Source organism: Xylophilus rhododendri (assembly GCF_009906855.1).
In the GTDB taxonomy this organism is placed as follows: domain Bacteria; phylum Pseudomonadota; class Gammaproteobacteria; order Burkholderiales; family Burkholderiaceae_C; genus Xylophilus; species Xylophilus rhododendri.
The window spans coordinates 900,176-920,246 of sequence record NZ_CP047650.1 but is presented as its reverse complement, the minus strand read 5'-3'; the positions used below and the strand labels follow the sequence as shown (position 1 = coordinate 920,246).

Here is a 20,071-nt window from a genome sequence, read left to right as displayed (position 1 = left end):
CGCGCGACGCCGCAGAGCCGCCATCGCACGGCGCCTCTCGGTTAATTCAAGGCCTGCCCGGAACCTTGAGCATGGTTTTTCATCTCCAGAAGCCGTGTGAAATACACGGCCACATATTCAACCTGGGGCCCTGACAACACATTGTTGAAATACGCCAGGACTTTATTGGCCTTGCTGTAAGGGCCCTGGTCGATTTTCGACTCATCCACGTCGAATACACTGCGCGGAAGCTGCCCGGGGGCCGTTTGCCGCGCCTTGAATCCTATACGATAGCTGGTGCCTTGGGGGAGGCGGGAGACGAACTCCTCGAGATCGGCAAACCTGAACTGTGCCAGCTCGGGATAAATGGTGCTGTCGTATGTCAGGCGAATGCTGCCTTCGGCATAATTAATTTCATCGGCCAGCTGCAAGCGGTGCAGCTTGAAAGCGTCTTGCAGACGATCCCAAAGAAACCGGCGCTCCTCCGGCAGTGGCAGCAAAGCCTGCAGATAACGGAAAACATAGCTCCAATTATCCAGTGAACCCCCAGCGGCAACCTCGAAACCAATTTTGGCCCCGCCAAGCTGGGCGGCCAGCATCTCTATTTCATCGAATTTGGAGGTCACCGTCTGTTCGAGGATGTAAACCAGCGGCTTGGCCTGTCTTCCCTGAATCAAACGTTTGATGATGCTGAATCGTTGGGCGTCTGTGGCCACCGTGAAATAAGTGTCCATCAGGTGTCGCAGCGCGACACGCGCGGCATGCACTGTCCCGCGCAGATCCTGAGGCAAGGCAATAACCGCCTCACTCATCTGGAGAATATCCGCATGCATGTCTGCTGCATAGTATTGGAAAATGCCATCCTCTTCCGCTGCCTGCGGAGAAGCCTGTGAGAGGAGCCGCGCGAGTTCACTGCTCGGCAACCACTGGCTGAATATTTTCACATTCATTTCCATGTCGCTGGCGCTGGGTTCCCTGGCTTGCAGGTAACGGTTCATGCCATAGCTGTTCAGCTTGTCCAGCTCGAATCTGATCTTCAAATTCTCGTAGTCATTCTTGTTCTGTGCGGAAGATCTGCTGTGGTCCAGTTTTGGCATCACGTAGCCCTTGGAACCCGCCTCCAGCGGCATGCTGTCCAGGCTCGCCTTCAGTTTTGAACTGATTTTGAAACGTTCGCTGTATTGGGCTGAGTTGGCGGGAATGAAAGTGTAAGTCAACTCCTCGTCTGTCTTATCTTCCAGAATCAGCTTGTGCCCTTTCAATGCGTGGCTCTCTTCAACAGCTCGAAGGAAATGAAATTTCTCGTCGACCGAAAAACCGGATGCCAGGCCGGCGAGGGAGATTGTTCTGGTGAACAAGCCAGGGCCGCTGTATTGAAAACGGATCTCCTGGCGAATCCAGGAAACCAGTACGTTCCACTCACCGCCGGCAATTTCCGCAAGCCCCAGATCGCTGAACACCGCATTGTTCAAGAACTTCGCCAACGATGCGGGTTGCCCATTTTCCAGACACAGCTTGATGCCGGCATACATAAACGCGCGGCGATCGGCCGGATTGTTCTGGTATTGCGGCTGCAGCAGGCCTAGCATGCTGTCGGTGATTTCCTCCGCAAGAGACACCGCGGTATCGCGTCCTCTTTCCATCGCTTGCATGACAGGTCTGACCACGTTGAAGTGAAATCCCACGTCCAAGTCACTGCCAAATCTGCCGACATAGCCCAGGAAGTAGCTGTATTGCTTTCTCAGTTCTCGGACCGTATGTTTGTTATAACTGCTTCTGGAATCGTCAGGTTTTGCATACTTCTCTTCCTCCACAGCGTTGCATTGAACGCCCCTGCAATAAATCTCGATTTTTTCCAACAGATCCAGTTCGGTGGCTCCCGAAATGACGGCGCAGCCGTTCCTGCTCAATTCTATGGAGCTGAGTTCGTACAGCATGTCGAGCGCCGAAGCATCCGTCCGAAACCTGTAGAAATTGACGTCGATGACATTACAGAGATCGGTCAGCACCACATAGGGTGCACCGTCAGGGCGTTGCGCCGCTCCTTTCTTGAATTCCAACGCCCGCATGACGGTGAGAACCTTATCGATATTGCCATCGGTTCTGCTTGGAAACGAACGCCATGAAACGCTGCCCAGCGGAAAGTAGACATCGCAATCCGCCTTCAGACTCTCCATGAAAGTTGCATACATTCCAATCTTGCTGATGGTGGAAAGCTTGGCCTTGAATGCGGCTTGGCGCGCATTCCATGCAGACATGAAATCCTGATAGGCTTTTTCGCCGGTTTTCAACTGCGTGATGCCGACAAAGGCGTCCGCCTTGACATGGGCCAGGCTGGAGAGGAGCTGAAGCGCCTGTATTTTGGTGAAATGAGTGCTCGGGTGGAAGCCGTAAAATGCCGGCTGATTATAGATATCCGCGGCAACGAACGTGATGTTGCCCACCTCCGTCGAATTGGGAATTCTGTATTCCAGCTTCACCAGTAGCGGCGTGATTGCGCGATCCGTCGGGCCGCCACTGTCGCGCTTGGGCCGCGCCTTGAAAGTACGCGGGACGCCATAAGTCTCACGCGCCCACAGATATTTCACGCCACCGGCCCGATTGACGTCTTGCACGGGGGCGCCTTCGCCTTCTGCGTCAAGCAAGGTGAAATCATAGAATGTCCGCATGTCACTAGGATTGAGGGCTGCCGCCACGTCTCGAGGGCCCATCGGACGATGATGGGCCATATCCACAAGGCTGGATTCGAACAGACCGGAGAAGGCGCGTTCATCCATTGTCTTGCCCGCCACGGCTGTCGCGAAATTCGCTACCGTGCCGGCCAAATCTGGAAAATGCTTCACCGATCCCACCAGCGCCGGAAAGCTGGGCCAGCCGGTATATCGCGCCGTTTCTCTGATCACGGCTCTCAGGGCATTGGGAGCAACGGCGAGGGGGTCGACAAGCTTCATGATGTTTTCGTTGGTCCGGGTGTTTTTCTCGACATAAAGCCCGAATGCAACGGTGTAAATGGGCTGAGCTGTATCTTTCCGGTGAAGTGTAATAAAAGCCCTGCCATTAATTCGGGTCGGCACGGAAGTGACTGGAAACTCGTCTGGATTGAAATACATCCTCACTTCCCGATAGCAGCTTGTAAGATCGAGGTCAATTTGATTGACGGGGGACATGTGGAACGCATCGGCAAACAACTTCATCTGATGCCATTCGGTTGAATAATCATTCTGAATCACATTCAGGCTCCTCAAAACGCGGACGTAATCCTTTTTCGTGGTAGCCAGCGCCTTGATTTGCATGAGCAGTCCATGAGCAAAATCCTGAAGATTTTGTGCCGCGCGCTGCGTTCGCCTGGAAACAAAGTCGTATGAGGTATCCGCCAGTTCGTGGCGATCCCCACTGGTCACATGGCGGGTGGCAACATCAAAAACAGCTTTCATCGTCGCAAAACCACCTGCCGACACGTCCATGAGCAGAGAACGGGCGATTTGGTCCATCACGTGGAGATACTCGGCCGGCTGATCACGGCTCACTACTTTAAGGCGCTCCCAAATTTCACCGGTGACCGACGACTGCTCTGCGATGATGTCATCAGTCGCGGTGTAGCCGAATCGTTCGGGGTAAGCCTGGTCGTAGACGAATGTGCCGTAAAACCTGATAATGGCCTGGTGCCTGCTGAGGCCCAGCACTTCGCTCATTTCCACTCCTGTGGAGGCCGATATCAAGTTCTTGACCAGTGAGTAGAATACTCTTTCCTGCTGCACCGAATCTGCATCCTGCGCGCCGACCTGCGCACTGTCCAAATTGGCGGCATGGTCTGCTTCATGCCTTATCGTCCCGGCCCGCTGATGATTTCTTTTGATCTCGAAAATCTGCGCGACTCTTGCATCGAAGTTCGCCAGGCATTCCATCAAGTAGGAAGGATTGCTTCTCGCTACCTGAAGGATGTTTTTGTCGATCAGAAGATCGACCGGACTCGCCGCTGCAGGATTGCCCGGCGCGGCCGCCCTGATCCGCGATATTTCCAGATCGTTCAGCCGATGCTTCAATCGATAGCTGTCGACGAAAGGCGCCAAGGGGGCGAACACGGTGTCGACGACCTGCTCGAAGCGTGAGTCCGCTGGCGTCCTCGCCCATTCGGGGAGAGCCGAGAGCAGTACATGGAACTGCGCATCCAGGTGCTGCCTGTAAATATCCAGAAGCGCTTGCGGGGGTCTGTGCCTGGAATAGACATCCAGTGTGTTTTTAAGCGTTCTGGCCTCCGATCTTAAGGCATTGGCAGTGGCCAGGTCATGGTCCAGCTGGGCGAAGAACCGGTGATTGACATTGAGGGTAGTCTGGCCAATCGAACTTCCAGGGGCAAGCTTCTCTATATAAGGCACAGACAATCCGGCTATGCCACTGTTCTCGAATTTGACGTTCACCACGCCCAGGCCCATATAAATGTTCCTGGCATGGGATGCGACGTATTCGGCCGCCCTGAACAAGTCTTCAAATTCCGCTATATCCTGCGCCTGCAGCGGGGTGGAAACTGCCAAGGGAGTTTTTGTCGCAAAGATAAACGGTGTCTTGGAGAACGACCTGAACCTTCCGAAAGCAGTCGGCACCGGTACTACATGGCGGTGAGTAGCGAAGAATCCCAGCCCCCTCCTGGCGGCATGATCCTTTCTGGCCTGCTCAGTGAAAGCGTCGTCTTTCAAGGAGAAGACGCGGGTCCCCGCCGGTCTTGTCGTGATCAGATTGCGGTTGTTGTCATAATACAGCTCATAGCGTTTGTGCATGAATCTTGCGTTGATCACAAAGACCGTGTCCGTCACTTCCGTGATCCTCCGGAAGCTGTCCTCCTGCAGAACTTGTCCGTAATTCAGCAAATCGCAATACGTGCTGGCATGCTGATCAAATGCATGCAGCGGACTGTAGTGGGGTAAAATGCCAATTTTGTCCCTGATGCCGGCATGTCGTTCGTCGTAGACCGCTTGGTAACTCACTTGAACGTTAAATATCCTATAATTTCCCGGAGTATTCCTGACCACCATCTGCTCGCGCGTACCGTCCGGCCTTTCTTGATCCCTGATGACTACAAACTTTGCCGCCCGCGTATTCTTGTCGGAAATGAACTGCATGAATTCATCGTTCTTCTGCAGCTCATCCGCTGTCAATTCCTGAGCGATTTCTATATTGTTTGTCGGGAGCGTTATCTCAAAACTTACATGTGTCGGGACAATGCCCCGGTAAGTCGTGATGCTGAATTTCCTGATGAATTCGTGATAGGCTGGATAGCCGCCACTGCCGTCGGGCTTCGCATTGAATGTATTTTTCAGCTGTTCCACTTCGGGATCCAGCGGGCCTAAAACGTGGAAGAAATCCCGATCGGTGAGTGTTGCTCCCGGCGGAAGCAGGTAGCAAAGTTCCTCGTATTTTCTCCCGTGAATCAAATCCAGCTGCCGCATTTGCTGGAGGAATATTTCATCGCCCTGCTTCGCTAGCCAAGTGTCATTGACGTCTTGAACTTCGGCGGCATCGACGAGTACACGCTTGCCTATTTCTGCGCCGTTTTGCCGTGCTGCCGGCGTCCCGTCTGCCTGGGTGAGATTGGTCGGGGCGAATCTAATGCTGCTGAGGGGGCCGGTGAACTCGGGCTGGGGCGCTTCACCCGTGGTCAAGGCAACATACTCCTGCAAGAGCGACTGGTAGTTTTCCTTGAAAAAGAGAATCGGATTCTCCCTGACGAAGGCCGGATCTTCAATGCTCCCGATCTTGCATAAAGAATAATAGACCCACTTGAAGTTTTCCTTTAATTCTTCCCGCCCTTTGCTGACCAGGCTGTTGAAATATTTTCGTTGCAAGGCATTGACGTGCTCCCTGGAGGCAATCTTGTACCCCTGTATATTCGCGCTGATCATATCTGCGAAAATCATGTCATTAAGGGTACTGAAAATCGTTTGCGGTATCGCGGAAATCAGTCCCGCGGGTGAAAACGATCCCGGCACGCAAAACATCGTTTTGATATTGCCGATCAAATGGCTTCTGAATATTCGAGAAATATTTCCCAGCTTGTTGTCGTTCTGCGAGAAAGTGGTTTCTATCTCTGACATCACCTTTTCGATCGCTTCGGTCGTGAGGTATTTTTTGCCTGCAGGAATTGCGCTAATAACCGCATCCAATTCACCGACGCATCCTGAAATCAGGTAGTTCATCAGACCCAGCGTATTGTTGTCGATGGCTTCTACTGTGTTCTGCGCCAGATTGGGCAGCAGTGCTCCTTTGGTCACGATCGTCATCAACACATCTATGAACGCCGACCCTACTTGCTGGCTGATTTGCCGCGCCTTCATCAACTGATCTGCACTCGTGAGGCTTTCAAAGTTCAACTGCCCGATCCTTCCCAGCAAGTCCGCAATCTGCGGCCTGCTTTCAATATGATCCTGCAGCTTGATTTCTCTCACGCTGGTGCGTAATTCGACCAGCTTCGCATCCGCCTGCTCGGCGATTTTCCATTGCTCAGGCTGGTTGCGCAAAGACAGGCGGTTGACCTCCCTGAGGGCCATCCTGATAAGCTCTCCGCGGCCGGTGCCATCGGCGATATCCGAAAGGAATTTGCCCATGGCCAACGTGAAGCCGGCCCTTGAGTCTTCGGTCGCGAGCGACGCGTACTTAGCCAACAGCCAGATTCGATACGCGCGAATCCGCATGAATTCCGTCCTGGACCCCGAGGTAATTCCGGCAGCATTCCAGGCAATTTTAGAATCCTGCACGTTCTCGAGTACCGTTTGCTGGCATTCCTCCAAGGCTTCGCAAAGTCCGAAAATGCCCGGGATGCTGGAAAAATACCGTTCGGCGTCGTCGCTGAAAGCCGCGAATTGGATGGTGTGGGGCCCCGATACTGAAGTCAGGAAAAATTTCAATCCGTTTATTGGATCTAGAAAATATTTCGAGACCTTTTCTGCTGCGGACTCGATCGTCCATCTGACTATCTTACCGGTAGACTGCCCGGATGAATCCTTCTCCGCAAAGAGCACGAAAAATTGATCCAGCATGGTTTTGACCGGCAGGAAAATCTTCCGTTGTTCTTGCGCCGCCAAGCTGAATGGCATCCGCGCCATAAATGGCAGTGGCGCACGTTCATCGCGCGTCGATATCCTTGGCGCGAAACCATACGCTGTGCGAAGCCTTTCGTATTCCTCCACTGTCGTGATTGTCACGGGATGATATTTATCCGCTTCCGCTGTGTAAGCGAAATTGCTGGTACGCACCAGCGGAATTCCTGGCGTTCTCCGGGCGATCATTTCATCGGCAAGAGCCGTTTTCACGCATTTTTCCAAGAGTTCCGATGCGGCGGTCAAAGCATCAGGACTGGAGATTTCATAATACATACTCGCGACAACCTGGACGCTATAGAGGTCGGTCTCGACTTTTTGAACCGAAGCCCCCGTTTGCCCCACGATTTGCGGTGACGTGCCGGGCACGATGTCGTAAATCGGGTTGAACAGAATGCTGGTGAGCGTGTTCGAAAGGGAATAACGCAGCGAATAACTTATGGCCCTTGGCGGCTCTCCGGGAAGTCCTGCCTGGCCTGAGGGGGTGAATATAAATGAAGAGTCTTTTCCAAATGCTGCCTTGAATCCGGCCGATGCCTTGACGAAACGGATGATATTTATCTCGGCTGCAGGCGTCGGATTCCTGAAGTATTGGAGAATCTGGGTTTTGATGGTCTCGGCCACCTGATTATGATAACTATTCGACGCTTGCGCTTCCGTCAACTGCGTGCCGTGAGCGTCTTCATATCGAGGGAGCAACTCTTCCAGAATTGTTTCCATGGTCGGCGAAGTGAAATGCGCGACCGGCAATTTGGCAATTAACGTATCCTCCGTGGTTTCGCGTTTATCCAGCGAATCGGTCAGCTGGGCTTGTTCCGCATCACGTATTTCGCGCTCCAGTTCCTTGATCGTATCCATCAACGGCTTTTCGAACCCCGTAATGGCGTTGAAATGGTCCTGTTGCATTTTGTAGATATTTTTTCGTGCGGTGTACTCGGCCAGGTTTTCACTGTCGACAGTACTGTTGCCGGTTTGAATGGGGGCGGGGCAGGTTCTGTTAATTTAACCCCAATTTGCCTTTTGCTTCTGACGGTTGCCAAGGCCTGGTTCATCGCCCTGTATGTGATGTCTTCAAAGATAAAATACTGTGGATATTTCGGTCTGGCCAACTGCCAGCTGGCCCGGTTGCTGGAGTTGCCGTAGCGTTGGGAAGACCGCCCTGCAGCGGAGTATCGCTGCTGGTATGCCGGATCGTTATTTGGACCGTAGTCAGGCGCGAGTCTGTCCGTGGGTGTGCGCCACGCTTGATTGATTCGAGTGGGCTTGCCACTGCGATCCAGTGCCACCGGATAGATGGCAGCCCTCGGGTCCTTGGTGGTCGTTTCCGGTATGTCGCCGTTATTGCCGAGGCGATTGCCTGGGCCGTCATGGGTGTGCTGGCCTGGCCGTCCTCTCGCCCTCCCTGTTTCAGCGTCACCAATGAAATGGCCGTGCTTGTCGTATATATTCAAGTTGCTGGGTCTGGATGTGGATATGTATATGCGTGGTGCGCGGGTGGTGGTCGTGTAGTTATGCTCCCACCAATTCGTGTCGGCAAACTCAAATCCCTTGCCATATGAGGGAGTGCTGGCTGTTCTACCCAGGTATTGCGGATCTATGGTGCCTTGCTTGAAATTGTCACCCAGGTAAACCGGACGTCTGTTTTCGTCCCAGCCGATCAGAACACGCTCGTAGTCTCCATAGACAGCGGTTTTGTTTGGAAGCATGCCGATGAGTTTTCTGGGGCCGACGTGGCTGTATATTTTCTTGCCGTTCATGTCGTAACCTACAACATGCGTCTTGATGGTTCTGCCGTAATAGTCGGTCACCGCGGTGTAGTCTTCGGATTCATCAACAGGCTGGCCGTTTTCGTCATAGCGCGATTGATAAAGTGGCGCAGGCGGCTTGGTAGAAAGACGTCTGGTCGACGTGCTTGGTGAATGCACCATTGGCGAGCGTGTGGCGGCGGTCCAATGAAATTTGTTGTTGTCCGCCTGGCCAGGATTTCGAGTACCTGTTTCCGGCTTATCGCTCTGGTTTGAACCGTAAAACGCCTTGCTTGGATCTCTCCCGGTGGCGCTCGGGATATATGGGGGGCGCGTGGGTTCATTCGGCCGGTCATGGCTGCCAAAGGCGCCCGGATTAACTGGCTGTGCCGCCTGGAACCCAGGATGCGCTGCTGCATGGTTTAGCCGTTGGTCAGGGCGGGCGGGATTGGCATCGAACCAGCCAAAGTTTTGGTAATCCGCCTTGCGCGGGTCTGCGGTACTGGCGGGTGGCTGATCGCTCTGGTTGGGACCCCAATAGGGCAAGCTTGGATTTCGGCTGGTGCTAGCCGGTGGCGGAGCCTGCGTTGCCTGAATGCCTGTGCGACCCTGCACATAGACGTTGCCGGGTGCCATGTCAGCCCGGTTTGGTTGAAAAACCTGGTAAAAGCGACCGTCTAGTCCGGCGATGTAGATGTTTTGTCCCTGCAGAACCCCTTTGTGGTAATAGCGGTAGAAGCCATCGGCCCACGGCAGGAATTGGCCGCCAGGCTGAACTTCTACCAACGTAGTGACGTAATGGTAGCGGCCATACCGGTCCTGCATGGCCCGCAAGTCACGTTTCGATCTCCCGTTGCGGCCGTGATCGTGACCATCGTTTGGGAAAGTCTCGGTTGACGTGTCGATATTGTCATGGCTTTTGAAGCCTGACTTGAGGCCAAGCAGGTTTCTCATTTCCTCGCTGACTTCGTTGGGCGGTAGCTTTTGTTCCGCAATGACCTCGGATTTTGAGCTCTTGCCCCCTGGTAAATTCTGCGACTGCTGTGTTTTTAGAGCAATCAGGCCTTGAGTCAAAACGGTCAACACTGAAATTTTGGAATTTGCCGATGCGTTTTGGAGAGAGGACGAAGGATTGAATTCCGCAGCCATGGGAGTACGCCTGATTAATGAAGGGGGGCTTCACTTTGCGGAGGAACGGCGGCAATTCGAGAGAGCTACACGAAAGCTCCCTGGCCCTCGCGAAATTCAATATTCTCGGTATTCGAAGGAAAGGTTCCGGCCAGGAACTTGTCTCCGATAGCGAGCGGCAAGGTCGCCGGCCTTTTAAAAGAAGCCCGGCTGCACCTTGCCTTTGCCGTTACGATGATTGCTCGAACGGGTATGTTATGACACGAAGTTCGGCATTCTCCTTACTCAAAGCAGAATGTCAGCCGGCAGAACGTCTGCTTTCAGTTTCGTTTTCTTTTCTTGCTCTCCAGCTGGTTTTTCAAAGCTCGCGCCAGATTTTCAACGCTCGGCCCGGGGATGACGTTATTTAAATAAAGCAAGATTTCATTGGCTTGCTTGTATCGAGCGTCATTGGCTGCCGAGTTGCCTACGGTGAAAACGCTGACCGGTTGGCGATCCGGGCTGGGTTGGTAACTCGAATATTCGATATCGAAGTCGGTGTTGTTCGGCAGCCCCGCAATGAATTCTTCAAGATCACAGATCTTGAAGTCCACAAACTCCTGGTGTACCGCGTTGTCGATGGCTACTTCAACCGAGTTTCCCGCGTAATCAATATTGTTTTGCAGCTTCATGTTATGCAGCTTAAACGCGTCTTGCAAGGCTGCGAAAAGGAACTGACATTCGTCCGGCAGGGCAGCCAATTTTTTTAAATAGGCAAATATATAATGCCGGTTGTCTGATGCGCCTCCGATGAAGGGGCTGAACTGTAATTTGATCCCGCCAGGATGGGCTGCAAGCTGGTCTAATAAATCGAAGTTGGAAGCGACTGTGCGCTCTAAAAAATACAGAAGTGCATCTTTTCCTCTCTCCTGCACTAGGCGCTTGATGATGCTGAATCGCTGAGGATCCGTGTCAGCCTTCGCATATTTCTCGATGAGATATCGCATGGCGGCTCGCGCGGCGTGCCCGGCCCGGCGAATGTCTTGCGGCAGGTTGGTGACCGCGGCCTTCATTTGCGCAATATCTCTCTGCATATCCGCTGCGGAATATGAAAATGGCTCTGATTGAAACGCAGCATTGTTTTCATAATAATCCCGCGCTATTTCCTTGCTGGGCAACCATGTGCTGAACGTTTTAACCAATTTATCCATGTCGTCCGCAGCGAATGCCTTTGTTTGCAGATACCTGTTTATGGCGTAGGTGCCCAACTTGTCCAGCGAATACTTGCCCTGTAAGTTTCTATACTCATATGCAGTCTGGTCGTTGGATTTCTCGTGGTCGAGTTCAGGCAGGACATATCCTTTCGTGCTTTCGATAAGCGCCATACGATCCAGGTTTTTTTTCAGCTTGGAACTAATCTTGAAACGTTCGCTGAATTGCGTGGAAGCGGCCGGGATGAGCGTGTAAATTACACTGGCGTCTTTTTTTTCTTCCAGGAAAAGCTTCTGCCCCCTGAGGGCAAAGGCGTCTTCCAATGCGGTCAGGAATCTTGCTCGTTCATCTGGTGAAAATCCCGATATCAGACCTTTGAAAGATAGATGCTTGATGAGCGAGTTCTGTGGACCATATTCGAAGCGTATTTCTTCTTCGCTCCAGAAGAGAGTGGTCTTGGATTCGTCGGTTCCCAGCTTTGTAAGGTTGATCACCGGCAGTACTTTATCGTTAAAAAACCTTGCTAATATCGGGAATTGCTTGGTATCCAGGCATAGCTTGATGCTCGCATAAAAGTAGGGTTCTATTTCCTCCGGGTGGGCTTGATACATTGGAAACAGCACGCCAAGCAAACTCTCCACGATCTCGTCGTTTTGCAATACGGCTTTGCTGCTTTCGGCTTCCATTTGCAGAATTACTTGATCGACAACATGGATGTGGAATGGCAGGTTGATTTTGCTGCCAAATTTACGCGCGTGGCCGACGAAGAAGCCATGGTATTTTCTTAATGTCATCACCATGTTTTTGTTGTAAACCCTGCCCGATTCTTCCGATTTTTTGAACGCTTCGTCGTCTATCTCTTTGCACCGCACGGACCTGCAATAAGTCGCAATTTTGCTAATCAAATCATCTTCGCTAGCCGAAGAAATAAGTTCGCATTTATTGGTTTCGAGCTCGATGCTGCTGAGTTCGTAAAGCATGTCAAGCGCGGACGCACGAGTCTTGAATCTATAGAAATTGATGTCGATGACATTATAAATATCGACAAGGCCAATATAAGGTTTGCCGTCGACTCTTTGCACGGCACCTTTTCTGAATTCCAGGGCGTGCATGATGGTGACAATTTTGCCAATGTTGTCATCGGTTTTGCTCAGGTATCGCCGCCACGAGATGTCGCCGAGCGAGAAATAGACGTCGCAATCGTCCATCAAGCGCCCCATGAAGGTTTCGAACATTCCGACCTTGTTGATTTCCGATAGTTTGGTTTTAAAAAGCGCGTTGCGCGTACTCCATTCAGTCATGAATTTCTGGTAATCTATTTCACTGGTGCTTAATTGCCTCATGCTGACAATGTCTTCCACTTTGCGACCCGTTGCCCGCAGCAACTCGAGGATCCGTGTTTTAGTGTGTTTTAGACTGAGATTTTTGCCGCGGAAAGCCGGCTCGTTGTTCACGTCAGCGGCGAAGGTCGTGATTTGTCCAAGATCGTCGGAATCAGGAATGCTGTACTCGGCCTTTATCAGCGCTGGCTTTACCGGCGGCTCTGTGAGTTCACTTGGCAGCAGGCGATACTGAAAGATGGCGGGAGACCTCGGCTGCACGTTTGCTGTGTTGGTGTTCTGCCGTTTGGGCCTGAATTTGAATGTATGGTGGCCCTGAGACGCGTATTGATATTTGACTGCCGTTGGGTGACTGCCTGCGTCGCTTGATTTGTCCAGCAACGTAAAATCCCAGAATATCCTGATTCCGCCGTTGGGGTTCAGGTCTGTCGTTCGATCCGCCTGGTTGATGGGCCGTCTGCTGGCGATTTCGGACACGGTGGCTTCGAACAAATTGCGGAAGGTTTGGCCGTCAAGTGTCCTGCCTGCGATGGCTGGAGAGAAGTTCACCAGTGTGTGAGCGTGCTTCTTGAAATCCTTGCCTGTGCCGATCAGCGCCGGGAATGCTGCGTAGCCGGTTGATCTCTGTGTGCTCGCGATCATGTGCTGCAGATTGGCTGGAGAAACAGAAACCGGCTCGACGAAAATCAGTGTCTTTTCACCGGTCTTTTGATCCGTGATGACCGAAAGTTTATGTGCAACCGTGAATAGTGGTTGATTCGTTTCTGCGCTGTGAATGGTGATGAATGCTCTTCCCCTTATGGGGCCGCTGTTGGTTTTTACTGGCAGGTCATCTGGGTTGAAGAACATGCGAATATCGCGGTAGCATTTGGTCAGATCCACCCCGTCTCTCGCGATGATGCTGGTTCTGAACTCGTCCAGGAAAGCCGTGATTCCTTCTACCTCTGCTTGATAGTTTCCTTGAATGAAGTTTTGGCTTCTTAGAAGTTGAATGTACCGGTTGGCGTCGCTTCCATAGCTGTTGATCTGGCTGTAAATGGCATGCGCAAAGTCCTGGAGATTCTGCAAGGCGGCTTGAGTTTTTTCGGAGAGGAAGTTGTAGGACGTGTCGGCCAACTGATGGCAATCTCCACTGGTGATGTGCCGATTGGCGACCGAAAATATCGCGTGCAGCTCTCTGAACGTTTTCGGCGATGGGTTCTTGATGAGCGATTTTGCAATTTGATCGATTCTGGAGTTGTAGTCGGCCAGATTGGTCTGCCGCAGTATTTTCAGCTCTTCCCATAGCTCTCCGGTCACCGAAGTCTGTTCCGGGATAAATAACTCCGGGTCTGGGTATTTCATTCTTTCGGGGGTGTATTGCCCGCTGTCAAAGTTTCCGTAGAAAGTGGTGACGGCCTCACGTGGGTCCATGGACAATGCTGCACTCATGCCAATACCCTTTGAGGCTATGGCTACACTTCGGACCAGAGAATAAAATATCCGTTCCTGATAGATTGATTCAGCATCCATGGCTCCCAGCATCCAACTGTACACATTGGATGCATGATCTGATTCGTGCTTTATCACGACACGAAGTGTGGCGTGCATATAGACCGAAAATACTTTGGCCACCATGTCGTCAAATCGTGCAATGGCGTCGATCGTTTCTGCCGGACGATTGCGCAGGGCATTGTTGAGATCGGCCATTGAAATAGCACGCAGTGGGCTCGCAGCATCGAGGGCATCCGCTACCGTGTTTGGTGGAGCAGCTGCCGCTCTGGCGGCGGCATCGACCCGGAGCTTTTTTCTGAAATTCAGGTTCAGGAGAGGTTTTAACCTCGACACACGGGCGTAGGGGGTCAAGGGCGCCAATATGGTGTCCAACACCTTGTCAAAACGCCCATCCGGAGGTGAAAGTGAGGCGTCGCCTAAAGCGGTGCACAGGATTTTGAATTGATTCCCGAAGTGGCTGGTGAAAAAGGACAAGAGGGTTTTCTGCGTCATCGCGCGTGGATCGGCCGCCAGTTGATTCCTGAGATCGCGCGACTGAGCACTGGCTGTGTTCGCGTCGGCCGCTTGCGTGCGCCATCGATGAATTATTTCAAAGTTCACGGTCAGCGTCGTTTCGCCGATGGAGCTGCCGACCACCGCCGATTCAACGTGCGGAACCTGCATGGAAACAAAATCGGTTCTGACCAGTTTGACGTTCGCTATGCCCAGGCCGACAAAAGGCGTTCCGTTAGCCTCCCTGACAAACCAGTGCGCGGCGTCGAAGGCTTTTCGGAGCGTCGCTACATCATCTGAGAACAGCGTCCTCGACACCGCGTTCTCTGGCAGCGAAAAAATAAAGGGAGTTTTCGAGAAAGACTTGAACTTGCCGAAGTTGGTCGAGATCGGCACGACATGAGGTTCTGTATCCAGATGCGAAAACGCCATCTTTCTTGTGAGCTCCGTCCTGATATGCTTGACAAAGTCATTGTCTTCACTCAGGAACAGATGACCACCGGCTTCCCGCGCGGTAATGAAGTTCAGTTGGTAGTCATAGAAGAGTTCATATAGCCTGCTTTCTATCTGACCCTTGAAGTAGAAAATCTTGTCCGAAACGTCGGTTATGAGCTTGAATCTGTCTTCTTGCAGCACCTGGCCGCCGTTCATCAGATTCTGGAAAGCGACTGCATGGGGATCATGTGGGTTGACTGCCGTGTACGTAGGTATGATCCCGATTATCTCTTCGGTCTCGCCATGACTCTCCGTGTGCACTTCCTGGTAAGTGACGTGAATATCAAAAGCCCTGAAATCGCCTTCAATGGTTTTGCGTACGACTGTCTGATCGCGAGAGCCGTCGCTTCGCTGGATATCCTCGATTGTGCAATAGTTGGCCGACATCAGGCTTCTCTCAGCCAGAAAACGCATGAACTGCTGATTCTTCCTGATTTGCTCATCCGCGAATTCCTGCGCATATTCGATGCTGCCCGATTTCATCACCATCTCCAGGCTGATTTTTTCCGGCAAACCGACGGCGTTGGTCGTGGTAATGGTGAATGTTCTGATGAATTCGTCATATGCCGGGTAGCCGCCGGTGCCATCCAGTCTTCGGTTGAAGGTGGCCTTCAATTGTGCTACCTCCAGATCTAGTGGACCCAGTACGCTTACAAAATCAGAGTCGACAAAATGAATGCCTTTTGGCATGCGATCCACGATGTCATTCATTTTTGGGCCATATATTCTGCTCAACTCTACGATTTTTTCGTTGAAAATCTGCTTGCCGCCCATTGCGGCCTTTGCGGCGTCGGGCGAAACAATGTCGGCAGAATTGACGAATGTGCGTTTTTTTTCGACGGTATCGTTTTCATCCTCCTGTTCCGCTTCGTCTTGCGCGGGGATGTTTGGATCGATTGGTAGAGGCTTGCCGTCAGTAAGTGGATTGAACTCCGGCAGAGGAGCTTCTCCGGTGATGGACGCCACATATTCCTGCGCCAGCGATAGGTAATTTTCGCCGAAGAATAGGGGTTGACTCTCTTTCAGGAAGACGGGGTCCTCGATCTTGCCGATGGTGCACAATGAATAGTAAACCCACTTGAAATTTGATTTCAATTCGTCGCGGCTTTTGCTCAGCAAGCCGTTGTAGTATTTTTTCTGGAGGTCGCTGACATGCTGTCTGGTTGTGGCTTGGTATTCTTTCAGCCGGTGGCCGATGAGGTCCAGGAATATAAAGTCATTGATGGTGCTGAAAATCGTCTGTGGTATCAGCGAAAGCAGGCCGGAAATCGATTGGGAGCCAGGCACGCAGAATAGGAGCTTCAGGTTGCTGACCAAATGGCCTCTGAATATCCTGGCGATTTTCCCCAAGGCGTTGTCGTTTTTCACGAAATTCTGTTCGATCTCGACCATGACTTTTTCAATGGCCTTGGTCGTGAGGAACTTCTCGCTGCCTGCGATGGGGCTGATCATCTTGTCGAACTCACCCACACACCCGGAAATTATTTTGTTCAGCGCGCCCAGGGTATTGTCGTCGAGTATTTCCACGCCGTTTTGTATGAGTTCGGGCAGCAAGAGCCCTTTTGAGGCAATGGTCAATATTATGTCAACCATGGCCGAGCCGATTTGCTGAGTGACTTGCCGGGCTTTTATGATCTGGTCTGTTTCGACCAGACTGTCGAAATTCATCTGGCCGATGCGCCTTAGTAAATCAGCTATTTGGGGCTTGCTTTCGATATGATCCTGAAGTCTTATTTCTCTCACGCTGTTGCGAAGCTCCAGCAGCTTTGCATCTGCCTGTTCGGCCATCTGGCTCATCTGCGGGTTGTTCACGAGATACTGCTGATTGATTTCCTTGAGTGCGATTCTGACTTTTTCACCCATCCCATCGCCGTTCGCCATCTCGGACATAAACCTTGCGATGGCCAGGCTGATCGTACTTTTTGCATCGTCGGCGGCGGAACTGGCGTATTTGAACAGCAGCCAGATCCTGTACGCCCGGATGCGCGTGAATTCGCTCTCGCACTGATCAGCGATGCCTGCGAGATGAAAGGCCAGTTTGGAGTGATAAATTGATTCAAGCGGCCTGTTGTCGCAATCCTCCAGTGCGGCGCAGAGGCTGTTAATGGCCGGAATGGTGGAGAAATATCGCTCGGCGGCGTCGACGAAGGTATGGAATTCTCCGCTGTGAGAGCCGCTGATGGCATTCAGGCCGGTGATCAACGGGCCCATTGGCGCAATGAAGTATTTGGAGAAGAAATCCGAAGGTGACTCCAGCGTCCATCTGACGATTTTTCCGGTGGGTTTGCCGGAGCTGTCTTCCTCGGCAAAGGGCACAAAAAAGACATCGAGAATCATTTTGATGGGTGTGATTATTTTCTTGATTTCTTGTGCTGCCGGGCCGAATGGCATGCGGGCCAATATTTCAAGCGATTCTGCCTCGTCACGAACCGACGTTTCTTGCGGTGCGTCGTAGAGTATCTGTATCCTGTTGTACTCGTCGAGGGTGTTGATGGAGACGGGATGGTACTTCTCTAGTCGCGGCCGATAATGAAGCTTGGTGGTGCGTGTCAGAGGGAATCCGGGCGTTCTCTTGGCTAACATTTCGTCTGCGAGCGCTGATTTTGCGACGGTTTCCAGGTCAGCTGATATCTTTCCCAAAATATCCGGGTTTTTTGGATCGAAGTAGATATTGGTAATGACGTGGATCTTGTATAGTTCTGTTTCTACTTTATATATTATTCCGCCGGCGTGGCTCAATGGCATCAGGGGGCGCATTGCGTCCATGGTGAAAAGCGGGTTGTATGTAATGCTGAGCAGATTGTCTGCCAGTGATTTGTGAAGTGAGTGGCTTATTTTGCGAGGATTTTCACCCATCAATCCTGGCTGTATGGATTGGGTGAACATGAATGAGGCATCGTTTCCGAATATGGTCTTCAGCGCTGAAAACGCTTTGATCAGACGGATGATTTGTTTTCTTGGCTCAGGGGTTGGATTCTTGAAATACCCAAGTACCGTGGTTTTTATTTCCTCGGCTACGTAATTGTGAAAACTGCTGCCTGCTTGTCCGATCGTGAGGGGTTGCCCATATGCATCCTGGTATCGGGGCAGGACTTCTTCCAGAAAGCTTTCCAGTGTGTCGGATGTGAAATGTGCGATGGGCAATTTTGCAAAAACGGCCTGCTCGGGGCTTTCTCGTTTTTCTTGTAAATTTTCGATCTGGGCCTGTTCTGCGTCTAATACTTCCTGCTCCACTTCCTTGAGCAGTTCCATCAGGGGCTTTTCGGATTCCAGTGTTCGGTTGAAGTATTTTTGCTGCATGCGATGGATATTCATTTCGGCGGTATATTCCGCGAAATGCTGTCCATCGATGGTCTTGTTTCCAGTTGGCAGTGGCGGGGCTGCCGGAGGCATTAAAGACACGCCAAGTTGCCGCTTGCTTTTTACGGTTGGAAGTTCCCAGCCCTCATCCTGGCAGGTGATGTCTTCGAAAAAATATAAGGGGTAACGTGCTTTGGGCCGTTCTCGGGCGATGAAATTCGCTTGTCTCTGCGGCGAGCCTGCTCCTGCCTGGCTGTTCCGGTTGAAAGCAGGATTCCGGTTTCGGCCATTTTCGTGGTCTGGCAAGACATGGCCGTACTTGTCATATTTGTTTAAATAGCTGGGTCTGGATGCGGATATGTAGATGCGTGGTGCGCGGGTGGTGGTCGTGTAGTTGTGCTCCCACCAATTCGTGTCGGCAAATTCAAATCCCTTGCCATATGAGGGAGTGCTGGCTGTTCTACCCAGGTATTGCGGATCTATGGTGCCTTGCTTGAAATTATCACCCTTGTAAACCGGACGTCTGTTTTCGTCCCAGCCGATCAGAACACGCTCGTAGTCGCCATAGACAGCGGTTTTGTTTGGCAGAATGCCGATGAGTTTTCTGGGGCCGAGATGGCTGAATATTTTCTTGCTGTTCATGTCGTAACCTACAACATGCGTCTTGATGGTTCTGCCGTAATAGTCGGTCACTGCGGTGTAGTCTTCGGAATCATCAACAGGCTGGCCGTTTTCGTCATAACGCGAGTGATAAAGTGGCGCGGGTGGCTTTGTGAAGGGCCGCCCCGCAATCCGGCTCGAGGGCTGGGTAAAGCCGGGGTGCTTGTATGTCTGGAGTGGCTTGCGCGTGCCCGGGTCCGGCTGATCACTCTGGTGTGAACCATAAAACGCCTTGCTTGGATCCCTGGTGCTTGCACTCGCGACGTAGGCGGGGCGTGTCGGTGCCGCCGGCTGCTCATTAACGCCGAGCGAGGCTGGATAAGCAGGCTTGGGCTGCTGGAACCCGGGACGAACCGTGGGGTGATTCAGTCGCTGATCAGGGCGGGCGGGATGGGGATCATCCCAGCCAAAATTCTTGTAATCCGCCTTGCTCGGGTTCACGGTGCCGGCGGGCGGCCCATCGCTTTGGTTGGGGCCCCAATTTGGCAAGATGGGGTTTCGGCTGGTGGTCGGCGATGCAGGGGCTTGTGTCGGTTGAACCGCTGTTCGATCCTGTGCATGAGCGTGGGCGTGCGATGTGCCCGTATGGCTCGGTTCGAAGAGCTGATAAATAAGGCCGTCCACACCGACGATGTAGCGTGCTTGACCTTGCAGGCCACCTTTGTAGTAGTAGCGGTAAAAGCCGTCCGCCCACTGTGCGAATTGGCCATGGGGCTGGGCCTCCACTTGGGCACTGACATAATGGTAGCGCCCATATTGATCCGATATGGTCCGCAGATCACGTCTCGATCTGACTCGGCGGGCGTGGTCCGATTCGTCGTTTGCGACTACATTCGCTGGTGTGTATATGCTGTCATGGGCTGACGCGCCGTGTCGCAAACCCAGCAGGCTTGTCATTTCGCCATTGATGTCTTGGGGCGGCAAATTGCTTGCGGCAATGATCGGGGTCTTTTGTGGGTTGGTTTCGAGCGGGTTTTGCGAATGTCGTTGGGCTGGATGAATCAAACCCTTGGCCAAAACTGTCAAGGCCGTGATGTTCGAATTTGTCGATCCATGCTTGGGAAACGAGGAAGGGTTGAATTCCGCAGTCATGAAAGTGTGCCTTGTTTATGAGGAGGGCTTTACTTTGCGGAGTCATGACGGGAATTATTCAGGG

At 52.3% G+C, this 20,071-nt stretch carries 3 protein-coding genes; all 3 read right to left on the bottom strand.

What is annotated here, in order from left to right; genetic code table 11:
• Positions 1-41 precede the first annotated feature (41 nt).
• The 3 genes from GT347_RS04270 to GT347_RS04260 all read right to left on the bottom strand — a co-directional run bounded on the left by GT347_RS04270 (position 42) and on the right by GT347_RS04260 (position 20,007).
• Positions 42-7,976, bottom strand: a complete 7,935-nt coding sequence (locus tag GT347_RS04270; RefSeq protein WP_160550781.1) for a hypothetical protein — start codon at positions 7,974-7,976, stop codon at positions 42-44.
• A complete protein-coding gene (locus GT347_RS04265; RefSeq protein WP_160550780.1) occupies positions 7,928-9,964 on the bottom strand; it encodes a chromosomal replication initiator protein DnaA in 2,037 nt (678 codons plus the stop codon). Before GT347_RS04265 ends, GT347_RS04270 begins: the two co-directional genes overlap by 49 nt.
• A 299-nt stretch (positions 9,965-10,263) precedes the next feature.
• On the bottom strand, positions 10,264-20,007 hold the full coding sequence (locus tag GT347_RS04260) for a hypothetical protein (RefSeq protein ID WP_160550779.1): 9,744 nt from the start codon (positions 20,005-20,007) through the stop codon (positions 10,264-10,266).
• Positions 20,008-20,071: the final 64 nt, after the last annotated feature.